The 25,159-nt window shown below is 64.5% G+C and carries 26 protein-coding genes; 1 reads left to right on the top strand and 25 read right to left on the bottom strand.

Translation table 11 applies throughout. The features are described from left to right. Positions 1-33: 33 nt before the first annotated feature. The 14 genes from ASE31_RS31215 to ASE31_RS23510 form a co-directional block, all read right to left on the bottom strand. Entirely contained in the window at positions 34-990 is a 957-nt protein-coding gene (locus tag ASE31_RS31215; protein WP_162261430.1) for a CapA family protein, read from the bottom strand. Positions 991-1,159: 169 nt separating this feature from the next. Beyond that, entirely contained in the window at positions 1,160-2,815 is a 1,656-nt protein-coding gene (locus tag ASE31_RS31210) for a Mur ligase family protein (RefSeq protein ID WP_162261429.1), read from the bottom strand. 338 nt (positions 2,816-3,153) lie between these two features. After that, positions 3,154-3,330, bottom strand: coding sequence for a hypothetical protein (locus ASE31_RS31890; RefSeq protein ID WP_157412627.1), 177 nt, complete (start codon positions 3,328-3,330; stop codon positions 3,154-3,156). Then, complete coding sequence (locus ASE31_RS23560) at positions 3,327-3,623, bottom strand: hypothetical protein (RefSeq protein WP_057204265.1); 297 nt, start codon at positions 3,621-3,623, stop codon at positions 3,327-3,329. The genes ASE31_RS31890 and ASE31_RS23560 overlap by 4 nt, the downstream gene beginning before the upstream one ends. Before the next feature lie 248 nt (positions 3,624-3,871). Further along, positions 3,872-4,408, bottom strand: coding sequence for a disulfide bond formation protein B (locus ASE31_RS23555; protein WP_057204263.1), 537 nt, complete (start codon positions 4,406-4,408; stop codon positions 3,872-3,874). Between the two features lie 69 nt (positions 4,409-4,477). After that, positions 4,478-5,602 (bottom strand): sulfate/molybdate ABC transporter ATP-binding protein, encoded by a 1,125-nt coding sequence (locus ASE31_RS23550; RefSeq protein ID WP_057204261.1) that lies wholly within the window; start codon positions 5,600-5,602, stop codon positions 4,478-4,480. A gap of 19 nt (positions 5,603-5,621) precedes the next feature. Further along, complete coding sequence (gene cysW / locus ASE31_RS23545; protein WP_057204259.1) at positions 5,622-6,536, bottom strand: sulfate ABC transporter permease subunit CysW; 915 nt, start codon at positions 6,534-6,536, stop codon at positions 5,622-5,624. Between the two features lie 61 nt (positions 6,537-6,597). Next, positions 6,598-7,488, bottom strand: coding sequence for a sulfate ABC transporter permease subunit CysT (gene cysT / locus ASE31_RS23540; RefSeq protein WP_057204257.1), 891 nt, complete (start codon positions 7,486-7,488; stop codon positions 6,598-6,600). Positions 7,489-7,491: 3 nt separating this feature from the next. Next, on the bottom strand, positions 7,492-8,496 hold the full coding sequence (locus ASE31_RS23535) for a sulfate ABC transporter substrate-binding protein (protein ID WP_057204255.1): 1,005 nt from the start codon (positions 8,494-8,496) through the stop codon (positions 7,492-7,494). 143 nt (positions 8,497-8,639) lie between these two features. After that, on the bottom strand, positions 8,640-9,260 hold the full coding sequence (locus ASE31_RS23530) for an alpha/beta hydrolase (protein WP_057204253.1): 621 nt from the start codon (positions 9,258-9,260) through the stop codon (positions 8,640-8,642). A 37-nt stretch (positions 9,261-9,297) separates the two neighbouring features. Continuing rightward, positions 9,298-9,939 (bottom strand): peroxiredoxin, encoded by a 642-nt coding sequence (locus ASE31_RS23525; RefSeq protein WP_007857275.1) that lies wholly within the window; start codon positions 9,937-9,939, stop codon positions 9,298-9,300. Between the two features lie 112 nt (positions 9,940-10,051). Further along, a complete protein-coding gene (locus tag ASE31_RS23520) occupies positions 10,052-10,786 on the bottom strand; it encodes an AAA family ATPase (protein ID WP_057204251.1) in 735 nt (244 codons plus the stop codon). Positions 10,787-10,818: 32 nt separating this feature from the next. Continuing rightward, positions 10,819-11,688 carry an HDOD domain-containing protein gene (locus ASE31_RS23515; protein ID WP_057204249.1) on the bottom strand — a complete coding sequence of 290 codons (870 nt, stop codon included), beginning with the start codon at positions 11,686-11,688 and terminating at the stop codon, positions 10,819-10,821. 138 nt (positions 11,689-11,826) lie between these two features. Continuing rightward, positions 11,827-12,774, bottom strand: a complete 948-nt coding sequence (locus ASE31_RS23510; protein ID WP_057204247.1) for a LysR substrate-binding domain-containing protein — start codon at positions 12,772-12,774, stop codon at positions 11,827-11,829. A gap of 124 nt (positions 12,775-12,898) precedes the next feature. Here ASE31_RS23510 and ASE31_RS23505 point away from each other — a divergent pair, with 124 nt between their 5' ends. Beyond that, positions 12,899-13,543, top strand: a complete 645-nt coding sequence (locus tag ASE31_RS23505) for an FMN-dependent NADH-azoreductase (RefSeq protein ID WP_057204245.1) — start codon at positions 12,899-12,901, stop codon at positions 13,541-13,543. Positions 13,544-13,616: 73 nt separating this feature from the next. Here the strand turns inward: ASE31_RS23505 and ASE31_RS23500 are convergent, their stop codons facing one another. From ASE31_RS23500 to ASE31_RS23450, 11 genes are all read right to left on the bottom strand, one after another. After that, positions 13,617-14,165 (bottom strand): NADPH-dependent FMN reductase, encoded by a 549-nt coding sequence (locus ASE31_RS23500; RefSeq protein WP_057204243.1) that lies wholly within the window; start codon positions 14,163-14,165, stop codon positions 13,617-13,619. 171 nt (positions 14,166-14,336) lie between these two features. Then, positions 14,337-16,424 carry a family 2A encapsulin nanocompartment cargo protein cysteine desulfurase gene (locus ASE31_RS23495; RefSeq protein WP_200961160.1) on the bottom strand — a complete coding sequence of 696 codons (2,088 nt, stop codon included), beginning with the start codon at positions 16,422-16,424 and terminating at the stop codon, positions 14,337-14,339. A gap of 9 nt (positions 16,425-16,433) precedes the next feature. After that, a complete protein-coding gene (locus ASE31_RS23490) occupies positions 16,434-17,366 on the bottom strand; it encodes a family 2A encapsulin nanocompartment shell protein (RefSeq protein ID WP_057204241.1) in 933 nt (310 codons plus the stop codon). Positions 17,367-17,444: 78 nt separating this feature from the next. Beyond that, positions 17,445-17,717: a helix-turn-helix transcriptional regulator gene (locus ASE31_RS23485; protein ID WP_057204240.1), complete on the bottom strand. Its 273-nt coding sequence runs from the start codon at positions 17,715-17,717 to the stop codon at positions 17,445-17,447. Then, complete coding sequence (epsC, locus tag ASE31_RS23480; RefSeq protein WP_057204239.1) at positions 17,714-18,649, bottom strand: serine O-acetyltransferase EpsC; 936 nt, start codon at positions 18,647-18,649, stop codon at positions 17,714-17,716. Before epsC ends, ASE31_RS23485 begins: the two co-directional genes overlap by 4 nt. Positions 18,650-18,707: 58 nt before the next feature. After that, positions 18,708-19,199 carry a rhodanese-like domain-containing protein gene (locus ASE31_RS23475; protein WP_057204237.1) on the bottom strand — a complete coding sequence of 164 codons (492 nt, stop codon included), beginning with the start codon at positions 19,197-19,199 and terminating at the stop codon, positions 18,708-18,710. A gap of 218 nt (positions 19,200-19,417) precedes the next feature. Next, positions 19,418-20,200, bottom strand: coding sequence for a 3-hydroxybutyrate dehydrogenase (locus ASE31_RS23470; protein WP_057204234.1), 783 nt, complete (start codon positions 20,198-20,200; stop codon positions 19,418-19,420). Positions 20,201-20,237: 37 nt separating this feature from the next. Next, on the bottom strand, positions 20,238-20,996 hold the full coding sequence (locus ASE31_RS23465) for an acetoacetate decarboxylase (protein ID WP_057204232.1): 759 nt from the start codon (positions 20,994-20,996) through the stop codon (positions 20,238-20,240). A 93-nt stretch (positions 20,997-21,089) separates the two neighbouring features. Further along, positions 21,090-22,253 (bottom strand): patatin-like phospholipase family protein, encoded by a 1,164-nt coding sequence (locus tag ASE31_RS23460; RefSeq protein WP_200961159.1) that lies wholly within the window; start codon positions 22,251-22,253, stop codon positions 21,090-21,092. Positions 22,254-22,492: 239 nt separating this feature from the next. Continuing rightward, complete coding sequence (gene solA / locus ASE31_RS23455; RefSeq protein WP_057204229.1) at positions 22,493-23,737, bottom strand: N-methyl-L-tryptophan oxidase; 1,245 nt, start codon at positions 23,735-23,737, stop codon at positions 22,493-22,495. A 105-nt stretch (positions 23,738-23,842) separates the two neighbouring features. After that, positions 23,843-25,003 carry a hypothetical protein gene (locus ASE31_RS23450; protein ID WP_082604327.1) on the bottom strand — a complete coding sequence of 387 codons (1,161 nt, stop codon included), beginning with the start codon at positions 25,001-25,003 and terminating at the stop codon, positions 23,843-23,845. Between the last annotated feature and the right edge of the window lie 156 nt (positions 25,004-25,159).

Raw genomic sequence — 25,159 nt, 5'->3', positions numbered from 1 at the left:
AGTAAGTATCGGACCAAGGCATTTGTGTGGCGTTCAGACCGCAACTCCGCAACCCTTGTGCATTCGGAAGCGCACCCCCAGAGGACGGCTCAAGTTGGCAATATGCCGAAGTAATCGTACAGCTCGCTCACCCTCCAAGACCCTTGGTCTGAATAGTTCTCGGCCCGCACCAGCGATTGGCCAAACCTGCAGGTGGCAAATCCCATTTCTATTGAAAATAACATCCATCAAAATATTATCGCTCCAATAGTCATGCGAATGTCCAAATAGTAAATTCCCCATTGAATAAACGATGAAGGCATCTCCAATTCGCTCGATTCCTTGCGGCAAATGTGGATGATGCCCCAATATAAGTGATGCACCTGCTTCTACCGCGGACCTCGCTATCTCTCTAGCGCGCGGGTGTACTTGAGATGAGCCCTCAATGCCCCAGTGAAAAGACAGCACAATAAAGTCGACGGCCCTCCGCCACTTACGCACGTCTGCCGCGATAAGAACTGGATCTAAGGGTGCCATACCTGATCGGTAGGAAGTCGCGAAGCTTGCGCCTGACTGTTCGCAAGGGATTTGCGTATAAGCCAAAATCGCTATAGAAATCCCGTTGCACTCTATAATCGATGGGAGGCGTGCCTGCTCCAAATCGACACCAGCGCCAATTGGATTGATGCCACTTCCACGAAGTGCTGCGATAGTCTTATCCAATCCGGCGCCTTCCGCATCTAACGCATGATTGTTGGCCAGTGACACTACAGTCACACCAGCCTTTGCGAGGGTGACGGAAAATTGGGGATCCCCCTGAAAGTCCCCGACTCGACGGACGGCACTAGCCAAAGGCATCTCCAAATTCACAAAGCCAATGTCTGCAGCGCGGAAGACAGCTGCCACCCCTTCTAACGGGTTTTGGTCCATACGCTCAGACCGCCCAAAATCCTTTCTATTAAGAATCGAGCTGTGATAGTGCGCGTCAGTGCGGTCGGCCAACTCGGTCATCTCTCGACGGGGAATGGATGTTCGCAGCCGCGGCATAGCCGGCCATGTGTCACCTTCTGGTCGGCGACGGTCAAAGACGAACGGGCTACGACTAACCATCCCGGACCATTCCACATCGCCACCAGCGACAAGCCGCACAGTTTCTGTCGTGACCAAAGCAGTGCCCTCCTCAAAACGCCAGATTGGAGTTGTCCGAAAGAGCATGGGAGCCTGCTTGACTCCACAACCTTCGCCCAAATCGCCGCTCCACTTTTTCAATTGCGATAACGACATCCGCGACTTCTATGATCGACAGTTGTGGGACACCGCTCCCTACACTCCGATACCAAGTCATTAGCTGGCGCGGCACCACCACCGCAACTGCGTTGAGGTGCAATGCACGTCCGATGAAGGTCTCTGCGTAGCTAGCCGGCCTGCGAGGAGACAGGATTGCCACACGATGAGGTTGCACCGAAAGTCCGAGACCGATGGAATCAAAAATCTTGTCTGTCTCAATAGCTTGACTATGACCACCAACAAGCCGCTGCAATTCACCCAAGTCCATTTGCAAACTATTGGGAACATCGTAGCAGTGAACTCGTAGGCTAGCCCTGAGCATCAGGCGCCTACGGACTTCCACCTCGTCGCTGAAGAACCGCTGGCTGGAGCGCAGCACTTGCACGCACTCATGCCCCTTTCCAGCGACCAAAACAATGTCCTCATTTTTTGCTGATTTTATTGCCCATCTGATGGCTCTCGAGCGACTGTGAATTTTTATAGTGCTACTGCTCCTATCAAGCTCACTCGCCATATGGTTAATGATCATCTGGACGCTTTCTGATCGCGGATTGTCGGCTGTGAAAATGGCTAGATCCGACCGAGTTGCGGCAAGGCTCCCCATCATCGGTCGCTTGCCGGGATCGCGATCACCCCCACAGCCGATCACTGTAATGAGCCTACCTCCAGTTGGAATAAGCTCTCGCATCGTCTGCAAAGCTGCAGCCAGCGCTGCAGGTGTTTGCGCGTAGTCAACGAACACAGTTGGTCGACCACGCCCGATGCACTGCAATCGGCCTGGCGGTAGCTCGGCTGCTTCAATCGCTTGGCAAATGATCGCCCGAGGAATACCCATGATGTGAGCAACTGTCAATGCAGCCAAGATGTTTCCCGCGTTATGACGGCCAACTAGCTTTGATCGCACAACATAATCCTCACCCATCACGTTTGCCCGCAGCGAAATCCCCGTTGACGCTGTCGAGACCTCGCGGACGAACGCCGAACTATCATAACGCCTCGTCGATATTGTCACCAACTCGACGCCGGTTGGGATTCCTTCCAACATCGTCGACGACCAGTCATCGTCAACACAGACGATTGCGACCTTGTGCTCCTTCTGGCTTACAGGAAGCAATCGGTTGAATAGCCTTGCTTTCGCCTCTGCATACGCCTGCATGGATTTGTGAAATCTGAGGTGCTCATGCGAGAGATTGAGATATACGGCAACGTCAAAATTTAGCCAGTCGACTCTGCCTTCGACGAGGGCATGCGATGAAATCTCTGCAACAAGGTGTGTGACGCCTTGACTAACCATCTGACGAGTAAGTTGACGAAAAACTTCTGCAGGGGGCGTTGTGTAGTTGGTTATGAATCTGGTCGCCCCAATTCTATTTTCGATAGTACCAACAAGTGCCGTCATTTTTCCATGGGCCATTAAAATGCTGTTGATCAGAAAGGTGGACGTCGTCTTCCCGCTTGTTCCAGTTACGCCGATAATAAATTCCGGCGCCAGATCTGGGATCCTCGTTCCAGGCAATTTTTCAACATTATTTTCCGTACTTTTTATCATAGGATCTCGGTGTTGAACCATTTTGCGATTTTCGCCGTAATGCACCTATAATTATTCCAAATGTGCTGAAATCGGTTTTATGGTGTATGAATATCGCATGCCTATCAAGATGGGTCAAGCGAAGTTAGTTACATCCAGCCGACCGAGCTTGCCCCGCGCGATGCGCACGGTCCGCCAACGAGACACTTCTAGCGTCGTTGCTGCGTCTTGTCGTACGGGCCGTACTGCCTGCTACGCAGCGCCTGGGCAGAACCGCTTCGCTGAGTTTTGTTGGCCGCTCTCTCGCAAAAACGAGAGGCGCTCCCAAGCGCGCCTCTTGCAGGGTGGCCGCGGTGCGTTCACGCACGAAGCAGGTTCTGCTTGGAAGCGCGGTTGACCAGCAGTGCCATGGCCATACTCAGCCAGATGAACGGAAAACTCGCAACCGTCGCCAGGCCCAGCAGCAACGGGTAGTGCCAAAACAGCACCGCCATCGCCACGGACACCGACGCGATGCCCAGCAGAGCGCCGATCACTGGCTGGCATCGGGTTGTGCGATCCTTGACACCAGCAACTCTGCCAGGACGCGCCCGGCGAGCGACAACAGTACCACCCCCTTGCCCAGGCCAATCAAAAATGCAATGGCGAAGAAGGCAGGTCCATCTCCACCGCTTGGGTTCTTTCTTAGGTCATTGAGCAGATAGGCACCGGCTGCGATCCAAAGCCCGAAAACCATAACAAGGCCAATTGCCGCGTGCTTGCGGCGTGGCAACAGTGCCGGGATTGAAGACATGGCAAGCAGCAGGGCGAACGTCAAAGCTGGGAGCATGGGGTTCCTCGCGCGCGAATGGGTACCTCGAAAAAGCCGCCTGGGCGGCTTGGCTGCGAACCCCGGCCGATCCTGAAGTAGCGAGGCGAGGCCGTGCGCGAAAGTATGGCGAGCGTGTGTGAGGTGAGAATGAAGTGCGTGGAGCCCGCCCGCTGTATCCGTGCGTTAGCTGCTCTTTCGGACAGCCGCCATGACCAGAAAACAAAAGGCGCTCCGAGGAGCGCCTTTGTCATGCATGCAGAGAAAACTCAAGCCATCGAGTAGCCCGAACCACCCCGGCGCCCACCCTTGAGATGCCGCGCCAGCAGCACGAGCATCACAAGGCCAAAGCCCACAAAGCAGACAAACGACCAATTGGCAATCGAGCCGCCCAGAAAGGTCCAGTCAATCGCCGCGCAGTCGCCCGAGCCGCGGAAGATCATGGGGATGGCGCGGCTGATGGGGTAGTTTTCGATCATGCCGTAGAAGTCGCGCCCGCAGGTGGCGACCTCGGGCGGGTACCACTGCAGCCAGCTCTGGCGCGCGGCCACGAAGGCGCCAAAGCCAGCGATGAGGACCGCGATGCCGGCCAGCGACATCCACCAGCCGCGCGAGTCACGCGCAGCAGCCAGGCCCGTGAAGATGGCCACGCCGATCAGCGCATAGCGCTGCACGATGCACATGGGGCATGGCTCCAGCCCCACCGCATGCTGCAGGTACATGCCGAAGGCCAGCATGGCCACGCAGGCCAGGCTGATCAGCCCGAGGATGCGGCGCGGCGCATTGTCGATCCACTTGAACACCATATTCTTATCATCCCTTGAGCCCCAGCATCCGGCTTGCGCCGGCCCGCAAGGGGCACGGGGCGACAAGCGTCAGATGTTGGCAGCGTGGTCCAGAAAAACCCGGGCGCGCCGCGGCGTCACCACCAGCGTCTCGCCCTCCTTGAAACCCATCTCCCGGAACTGCTGCGCGGGGATCTGCGCCTCGATCAGCATTTCGGGATTCGAATTGTCCGCTGGTTTGTGATCGTCCGAAGGAATAAGTTCCAGCCGTGCGATGGGCCCGACCACGATGGCACGGCTCAGTTGCGCCACGATACCGCGGGGGCGGCCTGCGGCGTCGATGCCGGCGCCCGGGGCGTAGCGTTGCACGTCCAGGTCGTGCGGGCGCACATAGGCAAAGGCCTTGGTGTCCTGCGCATCGGCATGCTCAGGGGCGTCGAGCTGCATGCCGTCCAGGTGCACCAGGCCTTCGTGCGCGCGGCCCTGGAACAGGTTCACGTCGCCCAAAAAGCCGTAGACAAACGGGCTGGCCGGGTTGTCCCATACCTGCTGGGGCGAGCCGCTCTGCTCGATGCGGCCCTGGTTGATCACGACCACGCGGTCGGCCACTTCCAGCGCCTCTTCCTGGTCATGGGTCACGAAGATGCTGGTCACGTGCAGTTCGTCGTGCAGGCGGCGCAGCCAGCGGCGCAGCTCCTTGCGCACCTTGGCATCGAGGGCGCCGAAGGGCTCGTCGAGCAGCAGCACCTTGGGCTCCACGGCCAGGGCGCGGGCCAGCGCAATGCGCTGGCGCTGGCCGCCCGACAGCTGCGAGGGGTGGCGCTCGGCCAGCCAGTCGAGCTGCACCAGCTTGAGCAGGTCGGTGACCTTCTTCTTGATCTGGGCCTCGCTCGGGCGTTCGCTGCGCGGCTTGACGCGCAGGCCGAAGGCCACGTTCTCGAACACCGTCATGTGGCGGAACAGCGCGTAGTGCTGGAACACGAAGCCCACGTTGCGCTCGCGCACGTGCACGTCGGTGGTGTCCTCGCCCGAGAAGTGGATGGTGCCCACGTCGGCCGTTTCCAGCCCCGCGATGATGCGCAGCAGCGTGGTCTTGCCGCAGCCCGAGGGGCCGAGCAGTGCGATCAGCTCGCCCGAGGCGATGTCCAGGCTCACGTCGCGCAGGGCATGGAAGTCGCCGAACTGCTTGCTGACGTTGCGAATTTCGATACTCATGGTGTGCTTTCTTCTTCCTTCAGCGCGCAGAGGGGGCGGTGGCGGGCGCGGGGCGCTCGGGCGGCAGCTCGGCTGCGGCCTTCATTTGCTGCTCGTTGCGCCACTCGGCAATCGACTTGATGACCAGGGTGACCAGCGCCAGCAGCGCCAGCAGCGAGGCGGCTGCGAACGCAGCGACCGACTGGTATTCGTTGTAGAGGATTTCGACGTGCAGCGGAATGGTGTTGGTCTGGCCGCGGATGTGGCCCGAGACCACCGACACCGCGCCGAACTCGCCCATGGCGCGGGCGTTGCACAAAATCACCCCATACAGCAGGCCCCACTTGATGTTGGGCAGCGTGACGTACCAAAAGGTCTGCCAGCCGGTGGCGCCGAGCACGATGGCGGCCTGCTCCTCGTCGTTGCCCTGGGCCTGCATCAGCGGGATCAGCTCGCGCGCGATGAAGGGGAAGGTCACGAACACGGTGGCCAGCACGATGCCCGGCACGGCGAAGATGATCTTGATATCGTGCGCCTGCAGCCAGGGGCCGAACCAGCCCTGCGCGCCGAACATCAGCACGTAGACCAGGCCTGCCACCACGGGCGATACCGAGAACGGCAGGTCCACCAGCGTGGTCAAAAAGGCCTTGCCCTTGAACTCGTACTTGGCGATGCACCAGGCCGCCGCCACGCCGAACACCAGGTTCAGCGGCACGGCGATGAGCGCGGTGATCAGCGTGAGCTTGATGGCCGACCAGGCATCGGGTTCGCGCAGGCCATCGAGGTAGGCGCCAAAGCCCTTGCGCAGCGCCTCGGCGAACACCGCAGCCAGCGGCAGCACCAGGAACAGCAGCATGAACAGCAGCGCCACGGTGATCAGCGTGTAGCGCACCCAGGGCGCCTCGGTTGTGCCGGCGCGGGCGCGGCGCACCGTGCGGGAGTTCGCACCGCTCATTGGGAAACCTCCGTGCTGCGCACTGCGGTGCGAGCTTGCTTGAAGCGGTTCAGCGCTGCGCTCATGATGGTGCCCCCGCGTGGCGCCGCTGCCAGGCCTGCAGCGCGTTGATGACCAGCAGCAGGATGAACGAAATCACCAGCATGACCACCGCCACGGCGGTGGCGCCGGCATAGTCATACTGCTCGAGCTTGCCGATGATGATGAGGGGCGTGATTTCGGAAATCATGGGCATGTTGCCGGCGATGAAGATCACCGAGCCGTATTCGCCCACCGCCCGCGCGAACGCCATGGCAAAGCCGGTGAGCAGCGCGGGGGTGATGGAGGGCAGGATGACCTTGGTGAAGGTCTGCAGGCGTGTGGCGCCCAGGCAGGTGGCGGCTTCTTCAAGCTCTTTTTCGGCGTCTTCGAGCACCGGCTGCACCGTGCGCACCACAAAGGGCAGGCCGATGAAGATCAGCGCGATCACAATGCCTGCGGGCTTGAAGGCCAGCTGAATGCCCAGCGGTTCCAGGTACTGCCCCACCCAGCCGTTGCTGGCCAGCAGCGCGGTCAGCGAGATGCCGGCCACGGCGGTGGGCAGCGCAAACGGCAGGTCCACCAGCGCATCGACGATCTTCTTGCCGGGAAACTTGTAGCGCACCAGCACCCAGGCGATGAGCAGGCCGAAGAACAGGTTGACGAGGGCCGCGATGAACGATGCGCCGAAGGTCAGCCGGTACGAGGCCATCACGCGCGGTGCGCTGATGGCGGCCCAGAACTGCTCCCAGGTCAGGGTGAAGGTCTTGAAGATCAGTGCCGACAGCGGGATCAGCACGATGATGCTCAGGTAGAAGAGCGTGTAGCCCAGCGTCAGGCCAAAGCCGGGCAGCACCCGTTTGGACGCACGCCGGCCGGCCTGCGCAGGGGCCGTCATGGCACCCCGCGCGGCCACAGAGGTCGCAGCGGTCATGGCTTACTTGGCGCCGGGCGTGTAGAGCTTGTCGAACTGGCCGCCGTCGTTGAAGTGCACCTTCTGTGCATCGCTGAGCGAACCGAAGTACTTGGCCACGGTGAACTGCTTCAAGGGCTTGAAGGTGGCGGCGTACTTCTTGAGCACGGTTTCAGAGCGCGGGCGGATGGCGTGCTTGGCCGCGATTTCCTGGGCTTCTTCGGAGTACAGGTAATCGAGGTAGGCCTTGGCCAGCGCGGCCGTGCCCTTCTTGGCCACGGTGCGCTCGACCACGGCCACGGGGTTTTCGGCCACCACGCTCACCGATGGGTAGATCGCATCGACCTTGCCGGCGCCGAACTCGCGGTCGATGGAGACCACTTCGGATTCAAAGGTGATCAGCACGTCGCCCTGGTTGCGCTGCAGGAAGGTGGCGGTGGCATCGCGCCCGCCCTTGGCCAGGATGGGCACGTTCTTGTACAGCTTGCCCACGAACTCGGCGGCCTGCTCTTCGGTGCCGCCCTTCTCGCGCACGGCGCCCCAGGCGGCCAGGTAGGCATAGCGGCCGTTGCCGCCGGTCTTGGGGTTGACCACGATGACCTGCACGCCGGGCTTGATCAGGTCGTCCCAGTCCTTGATGCCCTTGGGGTTGCCGTTGCGCACCAGGAACAGCATGGTCGAGGTGGTGGGCGAAGCGTCGTTGGGGAATTTCTTGGACCAGTCCTTGGCCACCACGCCGCTGTCGGCGAGGAACTGCACGTCGGTGGTTGTGTTCATGGTGACCACGTCGGCCGCCAGGCCGTCGTTCACGGCGCGCGCCTGGGCGCTGGAGCCGGCGTGCGACTGGTCGATCTTCACATCCTTGCCGGTGGTCTTCTTGTAGTGCGCGGTAAAGGCGGCGTTGTAGTCCTTGTAGAACTCACGGGCCACGTCGTACGACACGTTGAGCAGCGAGTCCTGGGCCAGCGCCATGCCACTGGCGGTGAGCGCCAGAGTGGCCAGAAGAGTCTTGAGTTTCAAAGAAGTCATGTGGCGTAGCCTGTAAGGAAAAGCAGAAGATGCCCCATTGTCCACACAGCGCCTTAAAACTCAAAAGAATACATTCTTGTTAATTAAGCTGTTTTTGGAATATAGAAATGACAAGGGCTGCCCTTCAGCAGCCCTGCAGCCCCTCAGGCTGTGGCCTGCCAGGCCGTGGGTGCGGGGGCCGGGGCACCCACCCCGCCCTGCTCACCCGTCAGCGACTGCAACAGCGCCCAGCCCAAAGGCCATTCGCCATGGCCCGATTCCACGTTGATGTGGCCAGCCTGCTGCATGCGAACGAACTCGCTGCCCCAGGCGCGGGCGTACGCGCCGGCCAGGCGGATGGGGCAGTACGGGTCGTTGCTGCTGGCCACCACCACGCTGCGGTAAGGCAGTTGCGCGTAGGGCACGGGTGCAAAGTCGTTGAGGATGGCGCGGCGCTCCGGGTCGGCCGGCGCCACCAGCAGCGCGCCGTGGATGCGCGCCGCCGCCTCGGGCCCCAGGTGCGTGGTGGCGATGCAGCCCAGGCTGTGCGCCACGATCACCACCGGGTGCGGGGCGGCCAGCACGGTCTTTTCGAGCGTGCCGACCCAGGCGCTGCGGGTGGGGGTGATCCAGTCGTCCTGCACCACGCGGCGCGCCTCGGGCAAGCGCTCGGTCCACAGGCTTTGCCAGTGGCCGGGGCCGGAGTCGCGCCAGCCGGGGACGATGATGATGGAAGTGGGGTTCACAGGTGTACCGCCTGGCGCGGCCCTTGCAATGGCCTGCATCGGCAGGCATGCAGGGGCCGCAGCCGGGCTTGCTTACTTACTTGTTGGGCTGCGGCGTGATGCGCAGGTAGGGGCGCACTGCCTTGAAGCCCTTGGGGAAGCGCTGTGCGATCTCGGCCGGGTCTTGCAGGCTGGGCACGATGATCACGTCGTCGCCGTCCTTCCAGTTGGCGGGCGTGGCTACCTTGTGGCTGTCGGTCAGCTGCAGCGAGTCGATCACGCGCAGGATCTCGTCGAAATTGCGGCCCGTGCTCGCCGGGTAGGTGAAGGTGGTGCGGATGACCTTCTTGGGGTCGATGATGAACACGCTGCGCACCGTGACCGTGGTCGATGCGTTGGGGTGGATCATGTCGTACAGGTCGGCCACCTTCTTGTCCGCATCGGCCAGGATGGGGAAGTTGACGGTGGTGTTCTGCGTCTCGTTGATGTCGCCCACCCAGCGGTTATGCGAATCGACGGGGTCCACGCTCACGGCTATGGGCTTGACCTTGCGCTTGGCGAATTCGGTGGCCAGGGCGGCCGTCTTGCCCAGCTCGGTGGTGCACACGGGCGTGAAATCGGCGGGGTGCGAGAACAGCACCACCCACGAGTCGCCCGCCCACTCATGGAAATGGATGGGGCCGGCGGTGGATTCCTGGGTGAAGTCGGGGGCGGTGTCGCCGAGTCGCAAAGTGGCCATGGAGATGCTCCTTCAATGTCTGTTGGAGCCATTCTGCGAGCCGGTCTTTAAAACCCAAACGAATATATTGTTCTGACTTAATCGCAAAAACGTCTATCGAAGCGCGACAAACTCAGTCTTCGTCTCCCAGCAGCCGATCCAGCCGTTCGCGGTAGTTGTTGAGGAAGTCGTGGGTCACGGCGTAGTGCTCGGTGTCTTCGAAGGCCACTTCCGACAGGCCGGTGCCGTCGAACTGGATGATCTTGGCGTGCGGGTAGGACAGCAGGATGGGCGAGTGGGTGGCGATGATGAACTGCGACTTGTCTTCCACCAGTTGGTGGATGGCCGAGAGCGCGGCCAGCTGGCGGTTGGGCGACAGCGCGGCTTCGGGCTCGTCCAGCAGGTACAGGCCCTTGCCGCGGAACTTGTGGGCGAGCAGGGACATGAAGGCCTCGCCGTGCGAGATGCCATGCAGCGAATGGGTGCCGTAGGCGTCGGGAACACCGTTGTCGTCCACAAAGGTGGCGACATTGAAGAAGCTCTCGGCCCGCAGGAAGTACCCATCCTTGGGTTGGCGAAAGCTCCGCGCCAGCCTGAGTGACTCATGCAGCGGAGATACGGACTTGGTGGTGCCCACCATGAAATCTCGGGTGCCGCCTTGCGGGCTGTAGCCCAGGGCCACCGCAATGGCTTCAAGAAGAGTGGACTTGCCCGAGCCGTTTTCGCCCACGAGGAAGGTCACGTCCGGGTGGAACTCCACCAGGCCCATTTCCCGGATGGCGGGGATGTTGTACGGGTAGCTGTCGAAATCCACCTCCGCATCGGGGCGGATGCAGACGCTCTGGAGATAGGGTTTGGCGGCAAGCATGGTGCCGCCATGCTAACGGGCCGGCGTGCGGATCAGAATCGCACGGCCTCGAAGGCAGGATGCAATTCGTCCACCCAGTGGTCCAGCTCCTCCTCCGAAACCGCCAGGTGGTCCATGCAGGCCTGGCCGTGCTGCAGCCAGTCGCGGGTGGGTTGCAGGTTGTCATGGTGGTTGACCAGGTACTCGGCCAGCAGGCCCAGGGCCACGAGGTGGCGCACGGTGGGGTTGAAGCGCTCGTCCTGCAGGGCCGCAAAATCGTGGTGCAGCCAGATGGCCTGGGCCACGTCGCCGGGCAGGTGCCAGGTGCGCGCCACCATGGCGCCCATCACCGCATGGTCGGTGTGGTGGTTGGCGTTTTCGGTCTGGGTGAAGGTGCGGTCCTTGCGGGCCAGGGCCTCGGTCACTGTGGAGCCATAGCCGCGCACGGCCTTGACCAGCACCGGCATGCCCACGTGGCAGAACAGGCCGAAGCTGTAGCCCAGGCCGGGGTCGAAGCTGTAGAGCTGGCGCCCGATGTGCTCGCAGGCAATGGCGCGGCGCTGCGAGCTTTCCCAGAAATGCTCGAGCAGCGGCGAGCGCACCATGAGCGCGTTGCGCGTGATGAAGGCCGAGAGCAGCTCCACCGCCGGGTTCAGCCCGAGCACCGTGAGCGCCATGCCGATGGTCTGCACCGGCTGGGCCAGGCCATACAGGGGGCTGTTGGCCTGGCGCATCAGGGCGGCGGCCATGGCCACGTCGGACGAGGCCAGTTGCTCCAGCGCGCCCGAGTCGAGCTCGGGCGCGGCCACGATCTGCTGCAGCCGCACCAGGGATTCCGGGCACGGCGGTATCACGATGGCCCGCACGGACGGGTGGACGCGGGCCTTCTGGAGGTGGGTGTCGATGGGATGGGAGGTTTTCACGGCGCGCCCTGGGCACCTGCGCAGGGGTGGCGCGCAGGCAACCGGTCAGTTGCAACTGGTTGCATTGTGGCCTGAAAACGCCCGCTCGGCAGAGACCCGCGCGCTTGGCGGACTTCGCCACATGGCGTATTGCGCGTGTTATATCCCGGCCCCATCCAGACCTGCCCCACCATCGCGCGCAGTCAGGCTGTTGCGCCCTGGCATGGCTTCGCCCAGGTAGTCGAGAAAACTGCGCACCGCTGGCGACAGCCCGCGCCGCGAGGGGAACACCGCGTGCACGATGGCCGGCGGCGGCACCCACTCGGGCAGCACGCGCACCAGGCGGCGCTCGCGCATCTCCTCGTGGCACATGTAGTCGGGCATCCAGCCCATGCCGATGCCGGCCAGCACGGCGAACTTCAGGGTGAGCAGGTCGTCGGCCACGTAGCGCGGCGTGTGGTGCACCACCTGGTGCGCGCCGCCGGGGCCCATCAGGTTCAGGGTGGCGCGGCCATCGGGGGCCGACATGGCCACGCTGTCCATGCGGGACAGGTCTTCCAGCGTGGTGGGGGTGCCCTGGCGTATCAGCAAATCAGGGCTGGCCACGAGGATGGTACTGGTCATGTCCAGGCGCTTGACGACCATGCTGCCGCTGTCCTCCAGCGAAGGGCGCACGCGCAGGGCCACGTCGATGCCCTCCTCCACCACGTTCACGGCGCGGTTGCTGACCATCATGTCCACCCGCACCTCGGGGTAGCGCGCCAGGAAGGGGGGCATCATCTCGGCCAGCACCGTCTGCGCCAGGGTCACCGGGCAGCTCACCCGCACGGTGCCGCGCGGCACGGTCTGCACTTGGGCCACGGTGTCGGCCGCGGCCTGGGCCGACTCGCGCATGGCCTGGCAGTGGCGCAGGTAGGCCTCGCCCACCTCGGTGAGCGAGAGCTTGCGCGTGGTGCGCTGCAGCAGGCGAACGCCCAGCTGCGCCTCCAGGTCCGACACGCGGCGCGACAGGCGCGATTTGGGAATGCCCAGGGCGCGGCCGGCGGCGGCAAAGCCACCGCGCTCGACCACCTCGGCGAAATACAGCATGTCGTTGAGGTCTTGCATAAAGTACACCGTTCTACTGATAGGACAATCTATCGCAAGTTCAATGCCTTATCAACAAACGAGTGCGTCTCCACAATTCACCCATGGCCACACGCTGTGGCTGCCACCCACAGGAGATTCCCTCATGCAACTGCTTCACATCGACTCGGCCATCACCGGCGAACAATCCGTTTCGCGCGAACTCACCCGCCGCATCGTCGCCGCCTGGAAGGCCGGCCACGCCAACACCACGGTGCAGTACCTGGACCTGGCTGCGCAGGCCCCGGCCCACTTCACGGCCGACGCCATGGGGTTCCGCACCGGCCAGGAAGCCTCGACCGATGCGCAGCGCAGCGAAAACGCCCTGTCCGAAGCCCTGGTGAGCCAGTTCCTGGCGGCCGATGTGATCGTGATCGGCGCCCCGCTGTACAACTTCACCATCCCCAGCCAGCTCAAGGCCTGGATCGACCGCGTGGCCCAGATCGGCCGCACCTTCAAGTACACCGACAAGGGCCCCGTGGGCCTGGCCGGCGGCAAGACGGTGATCGTGGCATCGAGCCGCGGCGGCGTGTACTCCACCAGCGAAGGTGGCCAGGCCATGGAGCACCAGGAAAGCTACCTGAAGGTGGTGTTCGGCTTCTTCGGCATCACCGACGTGCGCTTTGTGCGCGCCGAAGGCGTGGGCATGGGCCCTGACGCCAAGGCCCTGGCCTTTGCCAATGCCGACAAGGACATCGCAGCACAGACCGCCGTGCCCGCCAACCAGCCACAAGTGGCACAGGCCGCCTGATCCGGCCAACGGTTCACACAGCAAAACGCCGCCCTTCAAGGGCGGCGTTTTTCATGGAGCGTTCAGAAGAAGCTCAGATGTGCTTCTTGACCCAGCCAACATAGGCATCCACCCAGCCCTGCAGGAACTTCTTGCTGCCTTCGCCCACGTTGCCGTCGGCGTCGAACAGGCCTTCCTTGGCATGGATAAAGCCCTCGGGCTGGCCCAGGGTGGGCACGTCGAGGTAGGCCAGCACGTTGCGCAGGTGCTGCTGCGCCAGCGCGGTGCCGATGGCGCCCACCGAGGCACCGATCACGCCGGCGGGCTTGCCGCCCCAGGCGCTCTGGCCGTAGGGGCGCGAGGCGTGGTCCAGCGCGTTCTTGAGCACGCCGGGGATGGAGCGGTTGTACTCGGGCGTCACGAACAGCAGGCCCTGGGCCGCCTTGAGCTCGCCCTTGAGGCGCAGCACGGATGCCGCCTGCTGACCGTCGTCGTCCTGGTTGTACAGGGGCAGGTCATCGATGCGCAGGTGCGTGAATTGGAAATCGGCCGGGGCCAGCCGCTCGATGGCGGTGGCCAGCTTGCGGTTGAACGAATCCTTGCGGAGGCTGCCGACGATGACGGCGATCTGGACATTGCTCATGGAAACTCCTTGTGAGTGGGACGACACGGAGAGAAGCACTGCAGGGTCTCCCAACCCTGCAGCACGAAGCGCTTGCCATGATAGCCACAGACCGTGGCCTGAGGATGAAGCAGCCTCAGCGCAATTGCTATATTTTGTATAGCAATTGCGCCAAGGGCTGAGACCTCCTGCTTACCCCGCCCGCCTTTGCCCCGCCAGGCGCTGCACCACGGCCGCCAGGCGGTCGATCTCGTCGAAGGTGTTGTAGAACGCCAGCGATGGCCGCACCGTCGTCTCAACGCCGAAACGGCGCAGGATGGGCTGGGCGCAGTGGTGGCCGGTACGCACGGCAATGCCTTCCTCGTTGAGCGCCTTGCCCACCTCTTCGGTCGAGTAGCCGGCGAGCACGAAAGACATCACGCTGGCCTTGTCGTCGGCCGTGCCGATGAGCCGCACGCCACGGATGGCGGAGAGGTGAAGCATGCCGTAGACCAGCAGCTCGTGCTCGTAGCGCGCGATGTTCTCGATGCCCACGCGGTTCACATAGTCGATGGCGGCGCCCAGGCCCACGGCGTCGGCGATGTTGCCGGTGCCGGCCTCGAACTTGTTCGGGATGGGCTGGAACACCGTCTTCTCGAAAGTCACGTCGGCAATCATGTTGCCGCCGCCCTGCCAGGGCGGCATGTCTTCGAGCACCGCGCGCTTGCCCCAGACCACACCGATGCCGGTGGGCCCGAAGACCTTGTGGCCCGAGAAGACGAAGAAATCGGCCCCCAGGTCCTGCACGTCCACCCGCATGTGCGAGACCGACTGCGCACCATCGACCAGGGTGGTGGCGCCCGCCCGCTTGGCCAGCGCCACGATCTCCTTGACCGGCACCACGGTGCCCAGGGCGTTGGAGACCTGGGTGACGGCGACGATCTTGGTGCGGTCGTTGAGCAGCTTCTGGTACTCATCGAGCAGCACCTGGCCCGAGTCGTCCACCGGGATCACGCGCAGGCGTGCGCCCTTGGCGGCCGCCAGCTGCTGCCAGGGCACGATGTTGGCATGGTGCTCCAGGTGGCTGACGATGATCTCGTCGCCCTCGCCCACATGCTGCGCGCCCCAGCTCTTGGCCACCAGGTTGATGGCCTCGGTGGTGCCGCGCACGAAGATCACCTCGTTCACGTCGGGCGCGTTGATGAAGCGCTGCACGCGCTGGCGTGCACCCTCATAGGCATCCGTGGCGCGCGCAGCCAGCTCGTGCGCCGCACGGTGGATGTTGGAGTTCTCGTGTGCGTAGAAGTGGCTGATGCGGTCGATGACCGACTGCGGCTTGTGCGTGGTGGCCGCGTTGTCGAACCAGACGAGCTGGCGGCCGTTCACCCGCTCCTGCAGCACCGGGAAGTCGCGGCGGACCGCATGCACGTCGAACGCCGGGTGGGCGCTGCGGTCGGCATGGGGGACATTGCTGCTGGCCGCAGGGGCACGGCCAGGCGTGGTGTAGCCGCCGGGCAGCACCACGGCGTCGGCAAAGTAGAACCGGGGTTCGGTCGATGGCACGGTGCTGGGCACGCCGGTACCGGCCGTGGGCGAGCCCACGCGCGGCACTTCGGGCGCCGCGAACGGCAGGCGTGCCAAGGCATCGAGCCCGCCAGGAGCGGCGCCATGCCCGTCGGGCGGGGTCAGCCTGGGCGCGCGGTCTGCCGCCAGCGGATGGCCGTGGCGATCGCCGAGAAAGTAGTACGGCGATGCACCCTGGGCTGGTACTGCCGCGGATGGACTCGGAGGCAGGGCCGCTTGCGGGTGCGCGGCCTGCGGCACACCCAGCACGGCGCTGCCAAAGCGCGGCTCGTAGGCCGGCAAGGTGCTGATCACCGAATCGGGCACGCCATTGCCCGCCACCGCATGCGGCAGCAGGGCCGGCGCGCGGTGCGCCAGCGGTGTGGGCGAGGCAGGCACCAGGTTGGCACCCGGCACCAGCCCTTGCGGGATGGGCGTACCGGGCACGCCAGGGCCGAAGCCCGCAGGGCTGACCAGGGGCGAGCCGGCCGGCGCGATGTTGACGGGCGCCTGCACGCCGGGCGGCCAGGGCGTACCCTGCCCTGCACCAGGCAGCGAGCCTGGTGGCGAGCCTGGTGGCGTGGACGGCAAGGCACCCGCCGGCCCCGCGAAGCGGGGTTGCTCGCCAGGGGCGGCGGCAAACAGCGCCGTCGCCAGGCTGGCCAGCAGCGCCGTGTCGATGGGGGGCTGCAGCGTGGCGGGCACGCCGGCAGGGGTGAAAGAAGGAGTGGTCACCACGCGGCCGCTTTATTTGTAGGTGTCAGGGTAGTCGTGGTACTTGTTGATCTCCACGTCGTCCAGCACGGCCAGGGCGTCGGGCGTGAGCACGGCCAGCGAGCAGTACAGCGAGATCAGGTAGGACGCGATGGCATGGTTGTTGATGCCCATGAAGCGCACCGACAGGCCCGGGCTCTGCTCGCCCGGGAGGCCGGGCTGGAACAGGCCGACCACGCCCTGGCGCTTGTCGCCCACGCGCAGCAGCAAGATCTTGCTCTTGCCATCGGCCACGGGCACCTTGTCCGAGGGGATCAGCGGAATGCCGCGCCAGGTGATGAACTGCGAGCCGAACAGGCTCACCGTGGGCGGCGGCGTGCCGCGGCGCGTGGCTTCGCGGCCAAAGGCGGCAATCGCCAGCGGGTGGGCCAGGAAGAAGGCGGGCTCCTTCCAGACCTTGGTGAGCAGCTCGTCCAGGTCGTCCGGCGTGGGCGCGCCCGTGAGCGGGAACACGCGCTGCTCTTCGGTCACCTGGGCCAGCAGGCCGTAGTCGGGGTTGTTGATGAGCTCGCTCTCCTGGTTTTCCTTGATCGTCTCGATCGTCAGGCGCAGCTGCTCCTTGATCTGGTCGTGCGGGCTGCTGTACAGGTCGGAGATGCGGGTGTGCACGTCGAGCACGGTGCTCACGGCGTTCAGGAAGAACTCGCGCGGGTTCTCTTCGTAATCGACGAAGGTGCGGGGCAGCTGGTTCTCTTCCTCGCGGGCGGTGCAGGTGACCTTGATCAGCTCGGGGTTCTTGACCGTGTTGAGGCGGTAGATGCCCGCCTCGACCGGCACCCATTGCAGCAGGTGCGTGAGCCAGCGTGGCGAGATGGTCGAGAGTTGTGCGGTGGTCTTGGTCGCATTGGCGAGTTGCCGTGCTGCGTTGTCGCCCAGGGCGGTCGTGCCGCCCACTGTTGCCGTCATGTGAGGCTCCGTATCAGAAAGGTTGGTAAACGAACAGGTATCGATTCCCAGCCAGTGTCGGATGCCCCCGCTACCGCTTCAACATGCTATAGCCGCCAATGGCTGCCCTTTCAGCACATTCGCACTGGTCAGTTGATCGCAATGCCCGAGCAAGGTCGCGCTGCTCACGCCCAGGGCCTGCGAGAGCTTGTCGATGGTGACCAGCGAGGCAATCGCCCGGCCGCGCTCGATCTCGCCCACGTACGAGCGGTTCAGGTCGGCATGTTCGGCCAGCAGCTCCTGCGACCAGCCGCGCGCCTCGCGCAGGCGCCGCACGGCGGTGCCGAAACTGCGTACCAGCACATCGCTCATGCCGCCACCGTTCCCGAAGAGTCGCCATTGCGGCTGGCATCGTGGCGCGACAGGGCCTGTGTCACGTTGCCGCCTGCAGGCACGTCGTGCGTGATCCACACATTGCCACCGATGGTGGCGCCGCGCCCCAGGGTCACCCGGCCCAGCACGGTGGCACCGGCATAGATGACCACGTCATCTTCCACCACCGGGTGGCGCGGCAGGCCCTTTTGCAGGTGCCCGTCATCGTCGGTGGGAAAGCGCTTGGCGCCCAGCGTGACGGCCTGGTACACGCGCACGCGCTCGCCGATCACCGCCGTCTCGCCAATCACGACGCCCGTGCCATGGTCGATGAAGAAGCCCGCGCCGATCTGCGCACCTGGGTGGATGTCGATGCCGGTGAGCGAATGGGCCTGCTCGGCCACGATGCGCGCCAGCAGCGGCAGCTCCAGCTGGTACAGCCGGTGTGCCAGGCGGTGGTGGATCATGGCCAGGATGCCGGGGTAGCACAGCAGCACCTCGTCCACGCTGCGTGCGGCCGGGTCGCCGTGGTAGGCGGCGAGCACGTCGCTGTCGAGCAGGCTGCGGATGTCGGGCAGCGATGCGGCGAAGCTGCGGGCCGCCTGCACGGCGCGCTTTTCGATGTTCTGCTCTTCCACCGGCTGGTGGCGGTGCACGTAGCGCAGCTCCAGCCGGATCTGCGCCAGCAGGCCGTGCAGGGCCGCGTCCAGCGTGTGGCCCACATAGAAGTCCTCGCTCTCCTGGCGCAGGTCGGGCGGGCCCAGGCGCATGGGAAAAAGCACGCCCTTGAGCTGCTCCACGATGTCGGCCAGTGCATCGCGCGAGGGGAACTCGCGCCCGCCTGGCTCCTGCGAGCGTTTTTGCAGGCTGCGCCAGTCGCGGCGCACGGCGTGCAGCGACTGCACGATGGGTTCGATGTTGAAGACGGCCATGGAGGGTGTGGGGTGCAGTGGTTCAGTCGTGGGATCGGCCGTGGCAGCAGGGGTCAGGCTAATCCTGAATCCAGGGCAGGCCGTGAAAGCGCCAGCCATCCGAGCCGCCGCGCTGCTGGCGTTCGTCGATTTCGCCCTCGAAGCCTTCGAGCACGTTGAAGACCTGGGTGAAGCCGGCCTTGGCCGCCGCTTCGGCTGCCAGGGCCGAGCGCTTGCCGCTGCGGCACAGCAGCAGCGCCGTGGCCTCCTTGCCGCCATGGCTGGCCAGGCGGGCCTCGAGCTCGCGCACGAAACGCGGGTTGCGTTGCAGTGCCGTGCCCGTGGCCCATGGCACATGCAGGCTGTCTGGCACGTGGCCGACGAACTTCAGCTCTTCGGCGGAGCGCACGTCCACCAGCACGGCGTCGCCAGCGGACACGAGTTTCCACGCCACGGTGGGCGACACACCGCCCGCATAGGGCAGGCCAGAGGCCAGAGCGACCGAGCGGGCGGATTCCAATTCCTGTGCGAGCTGGGTACCCTGGGTGTCCCGGATGGCGGATGAAGACATGGAGGGGTCCTTGAGGCTAGGTTTGGCAGCCCTCTTGTGTGGGGCTGCTATGAACGTGCACCCACTTTAAAACCCTTCCCATAAAACCCAAAAGAATAAAAACTGGTTTCTATAAAACCAAATCATCCTTAGGGTGGGCTGACAGGGAGCCTTCCGGCCGCCTGTCACGCCCCTGCGGCCGACGCAGGCTGATCTTCACAGCCTGTGCGCGCTACGGATCACTGCATGAACCAGCCGTGGCTCACCACCAGCGACTGGCCGGTCAGCGCGTTCGTCGGGAAGCCCGCGAACATCAGCGCGACCTGGGCCACGTCGTCGGTAGTGGTGAACTCGCCATCCACCGTTTCCTTGAGCATCACGTTCTTCACGACCTCCTCTTCGGTGATGCCCAGGGTCTTGGCCTGCTCGGGGATCTGCTTTTCCACCAGGGGGGTTCGCACGAAGCCTGGGCAGATGACGTTGGCGCGCACGCCGTGCTTGGCGCCTTCCTTGGCCACCGTCTTGCACAGGCCGATCAGGCCGTGCTTGGCGGTGACGTAGGGCGCCTTGAGCATCGAGGCCTCCTTGGAGTGCACGGAGCCCATGTAGATCACGCTGCCGCCCCGGCCCTGGGCGTACATATGCTTCAAGCAGGCCTTGGTGGTGAGGAAGGCGCCGTCCAGGTGGATCGCCAGCATCTTCTTCCAGTCGGCGAAGCTGAATTCCTCGACGGGGTGCACGATCTGGATGCCGGCGTTGCTGACCAGGATGTCGATGCCGCCAAAGGCGGCCACCCCCTCCTCGACCGCCGCGTTGACCTGGTCTTCGCTCGTCACGTCGACGGCAACGCCGATGGCCTGGGCGCCCGTGGCCTTGAGTTCGGCGGCCGTCGCGTCAGCGGCCTCCTTGTTCAGGTCGGCGATGACGATCTTGGCGCCCTGCTTCGCGAACACGATGGCGATTTCCTTGCCGATACCGCTGGCCGAGCCGGTGATGAAAGCGACCTTGTCCTTGAGCTGCATGAAGTTTCCTTGTGTGGAGATGGAGGGAGAGAGCGAATCAATACTTCGCGTCGAGATAGTCGTATTCGACTGTACCGAGCGCCAATGTCATGTCTGCAATGAAGTGCACGGCCGATTCGACCTTCAGCACGGGCAGGTCGGCCACGGGCGCCAGCGCATGGGGATGCAGCTCCAGCGAGGCGGGCGCGGTCCACGCGCCATGCAGCGTGACGTCGACCATGTGGTAGCGCACCAGTTCGCAGATACGTGTGGTGCCGTCCACATGCGGAATGATCTTGAGCAAGAAGTTGGGCTGGGCGATGCCCGCGAGAACCGGGCCAGGCGGGAGCGCCTGGTGCTTGAAACCCATCGTAGCCGTGGCCACGCGCACCTTGCCGTAGTCCAAGGTGCCGACCACCACATCGGTTTCATAGTCGAACACCGGCGACGCCAGCTTTTTCGGGAAGCCCCAGAGTTCGCGCCCGCCGGCGATGGGCGGGTGGTCGTTGAGGTACATGGCGTGCACATAGGCGCCCTGCTCCACGCCCTTGTCGGTGCGCAGTTGCACGGGAATGACCTGACCGGATTCGGTGTAGTCGCCGAAGCCGGTGGAGTCCGGCATGCGGATGAACTCGTACTTGACCAGTGGCTCCACCACTTCAAGCGGCTCGGGCACCACGGCTCGCAGGGCATCGAGGTCGGTGCAGTAGGTGATGACCATGAACTCCCGGCGCATGAAGCGGTAGGGCCCCGGCGCAAATGCCGGGCTGGTGAGCGGCATGGCAAAGGCCTGGCGCCTGACGTCGTCGATCTTCATGGTGTGGAACTCCCTTGCAATCCGTTGAAGGCAGATACCAGTCTTTGCGCCAAGACTTAGGCCCCGCTTAAGCGGACCTGGCACGAGCAGAACTCACGGCACCGGCTGGGCCCTGCGTGGCTGGCTTCCCCGGATGTCGAGTGCCGGACGGCGCACGCGCAGGGCGCCGGGCTCGCTCAGGTCGAAGGTGGTCACGCCGTACTGGGTTTCGCTCTGCAGCCATTCGGGGTGCGACAGCGTGGTGCGCATGTCGCGCATGCCTGCCTCCCAGTGCTCGTTGACCGTGGTGCGCGAGAACTCGTAGTCCTTCGAATCGAGTTCGTAGTGCTTGTTGCGGTAGATGAGGTGCACGATGTCGATGGGCTTGTGCGTCATCTGCGCGCACAGCGCGGTCACGCTCGGGTCGTCGCGCAGTTGCGGCGGCAGCTTGTCGATCAGATCGGCCAGCGCCTGCTGCAGGTTGACGTTGGCCGACAGCGCATCGGTGTTCATGCGCGTGCGACTGGAATAGGTGATGTCCTTTTGCCGCTGCGCCACCTCCGACAGGGTGCGGGGCATGGTGCCGCGCGCACTGAACAGGTCGACCTGCAGCACCACCAGGGGCCGCGTGCGTGGGTGCACGTCGAGCACGTACTGCAGTGGCGTGTTGGAGACGATGCCGCCGTCCCAGTAATCCTCGCCATCGATGTGCACGGCCGGAAAGCCGGGCGGCAGCGCCCCGCTGGCCATGATGTGCTCGGCGCGTATCGTGTCCGTCATGTTGTCGAAATAGACCGAATTGCCGGTGCGCACGTTTACCGCGCCCACGCTCAGGCGCATGCTGCGGTGGTTGATGCGGTCGAAGTCGATCAGCCGCTCCAGCGTGAGCTTGAGCGGTGCCGTGTCGTAGTAGCTGATCACGGGCGCCGCAGCACCGAGCAACAAGGCCGGATCCAGGCGTGGCTTGAAGAAGCCCGGAATGCCGAACAGCACCGCCGTCGCCGCGCTCCACTGGTTGAGCGCGGTGCGTTCGCCCGCCGTGCCCGGCACCTGCTGGCCAAAGCCCGAGGAGACCTGGTGCCAGAACTCGCGCAGCCGCGCGACGCGGTGCTCCGGCGCGTTGCCTGCGATCAGGGCCGCGTTGATGGCCCCGATGGATACGCCTGCCACCCAGTCGAGGTGCTGGAACTTCTCGAACAAGGCTTCATAGACGCCCGCCTGGTAGGAGCCCAGCGCCCCGCCGCCCTGGAGCACCAGCGCCCTGTCGGCGGAACTCATCTCGATGCCCGCCGCAGGCCTTCTGCCCAACGCCGGCTTTGCCTTCGACCGCTGTTTCGTCGCCATGGATGCCCATCTTAAAAAGGGTGGGTTGCACAGGATTTCTCACAGGTGAACCGGAGAAATGTGCGCCATGGCGACGTTGAACAACGTCCCCGCGTTGGCGCGTGCCCTGGTCTGAGGGGCCCAAGCGCCCAAAGTTCAACGGCCGCCCGGCGCGCCCTGCTCCTGGTGCCGCTTCAGGCTTGGGTCTGCAGCTCCTGCCGTGGATTCCCGCCGTCCCCTGCAGTACCGAGCCCGCGCACCGCATGGCCGAAGGGCCGCAGGTCCACACCGCCCGCTTCGCGCAGTACCTGCTGTGCCAGGGCCTCGCCCACCGCGGCCGAGTGCTTGAACCCATGGCCCGAGCAGGCCGAGGCCACGTGTACGCCCGGCCACCCTGGCAGTCGGTCCACCACGAAGCCATGGTCCGGCGTCACCGTGTACAGGCAGGCCCGCGCATCGGTACAGCGGGCACCTGGCGCATGAAAGCGCGGCAGCACATGGCGCTGGAGCATCGAATCCTTCTCGGCATCTGCCACGGCGCGGTCCACCGTATCGGGCGTGGTGGTCTGAAGGTACTGCGCGGTGGCCACCTTGAAGGCTGGTGCGCCCGCATCCGCGACCGGAAAGCCATAGATCGAATCGTCCGGCCCGTCGCGGAAGGTCCAGATGAAGACCGGGAACGCCCCGGGCCCGAACGATGGCGTGGCCGCGCCCACGTCGAACCAGAACATCACCTGGCGGTACACCGAGAGCTGGGGCGCCCAGGCATGCTGCAGCTCCTGGCCCAGCAGGCCCGGCAGCCACGGGCCGGCGGCCAGCACCACCTGCCCTGCACTGTAGTTGCCCTGGGTGGTCACCACGCGCCAATGGTCGCCTTCGCGCGCGAGGCCCGTCACGCGCACCCCTGTCTGCACGGTGGCGCCGTGCACCTGGGCCTGTTGCAGCTGGGCGCTGATGGCCGCCTCGGGCCGCACGAAGCCGGCATCGCGCTCCCAGTAGGCAAACTCGTTGTCGTTGAGCTGGAACTGCGGGTAGCGCCGGCGCAGGTCGGCATGGTCCAGCACCTCGTGCTCTATGCCATGGCGGCGCGCAATCTCGATGGTGCTGTGCACGAAGTCGAGGCGGCGCCCCTGGTGCAGCGGCGCCCCGTCGCGCGGCCCGAGCACCAGGCCATGCGTGCGGGTGTAGATGGATTGGCCTGTGGCCGCCTCCAGTTCGCGCCAGATCTCGTGCGAGCGGCGCACCAGGGGCACGTATTCATCGCCCTCGCCCACGGCCAGCCGCGTGATGCGGGTCTGGCCATGCGAGGAGCCCAGGCTGTGCGGCGGCTGGAACTGGTCCAGCCCGAGCACGCTGGCGCCCCGTTGGGCCAATTGGTACAGGGTGGCGGAGCCTACGGCGCCGAGGCCGATGACGATGGTGTCGAAATGATGGGGCATGCAAGAGAATCCGGCGGACAGACAGGGCGCCAGCTTAAAGGCCAGCCGCCCCTCCTCCAACGCCACATTCCGCATGAGTTCATGACGAAATCGCCCCGTGAGTCATCACTGCGGCCAGATCTTGCCCTTGCTCACAAAGCCACCGGTGCTGGTCTTGTAGCCGAAGTGCACCTGCACGTTGAACGCGCGCAGCTCGGCGTCCGTGAAGTCCAGCGCGGGCGTGAACTTCAGGCTGGCGGCGTTCGCCACCTGGCTGGCGAAGGCGATGCCCTCCACGTCGGCCGGTACCTGGCTGGCCCAGGAGCCGTTGGCCAGGCGGAAGAACCAGGCATCCGCCGGGAACGACAGGCCATTGGCCGGCACGAACGCCGCCACCCAGGTGCTGATCTTCGGGTTGGCAGCCACATCGGATGCCGCCTGCGCCAGGGTGATGTCCAGCCGCAGCGGCTGGCCGGCAGCGGACGCCACCGAGGTGGCCACCGTGGCCGGGACCGGCAAGGTCGTCGCATTGCCCGGCGGGGTGACCGTACCCGTGCCCGTTCCTGTACCCGGGCTCGCTGCATCCACGGGGTCGGGATAGGTGCTGGTGGTCCAGACGATCTTTGCATAGCCGGCTGCGTACTGGGCCATGTCCACGTCGATGGCTCCTTGCACGTCGTACAGAGGGGCACCGCTCAGCTGGCGCACGTAGAGCCAGTTGCCTTCGCTGGTGCTTGCCCGGTTGGCACCGAGCTGGCCGCCCACGAAGCGCAAGGTGCCGCCGCCGTCGTGCACCACGAGCTGGTCGGTACTGCGCTCATTGACCAGGCGCGAGAACGCGCTGTCGATGCGCTCACCGCTCTGGGCTTTCTGGTACTCCGCCCCACTCAGGGCCGCCTCGCGCACCGGCGCCGAGCCGTAGCGCAGAACGAAGGCCGATTGCGTACGCTGCGCCGCATAGCCCGAGAACATGAACGAACGCGTCCCTGCGGGGATGAAGATCTTGAATTCCTTGTACTGCAGCTGGTAGCCGGTGAACTCGGGCAGCGCCAGCGATCCGCCGCCCGGAAAGGCGCAGCCGCCCGTGGCATAGCCGATCACGCAGCCAGTGGCGCCTTGCGGTGCGTACTGCTGCTTGAAGCCGACCTTGGTATCGAATTTGTAGTTGTAGGAGCCGGCCGCCGGGGGCAGCGCAATCCTGAGCGCCGACTGGTGCAGCGAGACGAAATTGGCCGCCTGGGCAAAAGGCGCCACCGCAGCCAGCAAGAAAACAGCGAGATACCGCATGGGACACATCCAGGAAGAATAGACAGGGAACAAGGACAAAATGAAACAGTGAACGGCCGGTAGCTGGCTCTGATCAGGTTTCGTGCCTGGTTGCCGGGCGCAGCTTCCACCGAGGTCTAGGGCGTGTCATCCATCATTTTGCCCCCGCGCTGACCC

The organism is Acidovorax sp. Root217 (assembly GCF_001428645.1).
In the GTDB taxonomy this organism is placed as follows: domain Bacteria; phylum Pseudomonadota; class Gammaproteobacteria; order Burkholderiales; family Burkholderiaceae_C; genus Acidovorax.
This window is presented reverse-complemented; position numbering and strand designations above follow the sequence as displayed.

Coding starts and splice junctions, on each gene's coding strand:
- ASE31_RS23520 (WP_057204251.1), bottom strand. CDS start 10,786: ATGCTTGCCGCCAAACCCTATCTCCAGAGCGTCTGCATCCGCCCCGAT.
- ASE31_RS31215 (WP_162261430.1), bottom strand. CDS start 990: ATGACCGAGTTGGCCGACCGCACTGACGCGCACTATCACAGCTCGATT.
- ASE31_RS23460 (WP_200961159.1), bottom strand. CDS start 22,253: ATGAGTTCCGCCGACAGGGCGCTGGTGCTCCAGGGCGGCGGGGCGCTG.
- ASE31_RS23555 (WP_057204263.1), bottom strand. CDS start 4,408: ATGGTGTTCAAGTGGATCGACAATGCGCCGCGCCGCATCCTCGGGCTG.
- ASE31_RS23500 (WP_057204243.1), bottom strand. CDS start 14,165: ATGAGCAATGTCCAGATCGCCGTCATCGTCGGCAGCCTCCGCAAGGAT.
- ASE31_RS23475 (WP_057204237.1), bottom strand. CDS start 19,199: ATGTCTTCATCCGCCATCCGGGACACCCAGGGTACCCAGCTCGCACAG.
- cysW (WP_057204259.1), bottom strand. CDS start 6,536: ATGAGCGGTGCGAACTCCCGCACGGTGCGCCGCGCCCGCGCCGGCACA.
- ASE31_RS31210 (WP_162261429.1), bottom strand. CDS start 2,815: ATGATAAAAAGTACGGAAAATAATGTTGAAAAATTGCCTGGAACGAGG.
- ASE31_RS23535 (WP_057204255.1), bottom strand. CDS start 8,496: ATGACTTCTTTGAAACTCAAGACTCTTCTGGCCACTCTGGCGCTCACC.
- ASE31_RS23485 (WP_057204240.1), bottom strand. CDS start 17,717: ATGAGCGATGTGCTGGTACGCAGTTTCGGCACCGCCGTGCGGCGCCTG.
- ASE31_RS23505 (WP_057204245.1), top strand. CDS start 12,899: ATGCAACTGCTTCACATCGACTCGGCCATCACCGGCGAACAATCCGTT.
- ASE31_RS23510 (WP_057204247.1), bottom strand. CDS start 12,774: ATGCAAGACCTCAACGACATGCTGTATTTCGCCGAGGTGGTCGAGCGC.
- solA (WP_057204229.1), bottom strand. CDS start 23,737: ATGCCCCATCATTTCGACACCATCGTCATCGGCCTCGGCGCCGTAGGC.
- ASE31_RS23470 (WP_057204234.1), bottom strand. CDS start 20,200: ATGCAGCTCAAGGACAAGGTCGCTTTCATCACCGGCTCGGCCAGCGGT.
- ASE31_RS23525 (WP_007857275.1), bottom strand. CDS start 9,939: ATGGCCACTTTGCGACTCGGCGACACCGCCCCCGACTTCACCCAGGAA.
- ASE31_RS23530 (WP_057204253.1), bottom strand. CDS start 9,260: ATGCAGGCCATTGCAAGGGCCGCGCCAGGCGGTACACCTGTGAACCCC.
- ASE31_RS23550 (WP_057204261.1), bottom strand. CDS start 5,602: ATGAGTATCGAAATTCGCAACGTCAGCAAGCAGTTCGGCGACTTCCAT.
- cysT (WP_057204257.1), bottom strand. CDS start 7,488: ATGACCGCTGCGACCTCTGTGGCCGCGCGGGGTGCCATGACGGCCCCT.
- epsC (WP_057204239.1), bottom strand. CDS start 18,649: ATGGCCGTCTTCAACATCGAACCCATCGTGCAGTCGCTGCACGCCGTG.
- ASE31_RS23490 (WP_057204241.1), bottom strand. CDS start 17,366: ATGACGGCAACAGTGGGCGGCACGACCGCCCTGGGCGACAACGCAGCA.
- ASE31_RS23560 (WP_057204265.1), bottom strand. CDS start 3,623: ATGCTCCCAGCTTTGACGTTCGCCCTGCTGCTTGCCATGTCTTCAATC.
- ASE31_RS23450 (WP_082604327.1), bottom strand. CDS start 25,003: ATGCGGTATCTCGCTGTTTTCTTGCTGGCTGCGGTGGCGCCTTTTGCC.
- ASE31_RS23465 (WP_057204232.1), bottom strand. CDS start 20,996: ATGAAGATCGACGACGTCAGGCGCCAGGCCTTTGCCATGCCGCTCACC.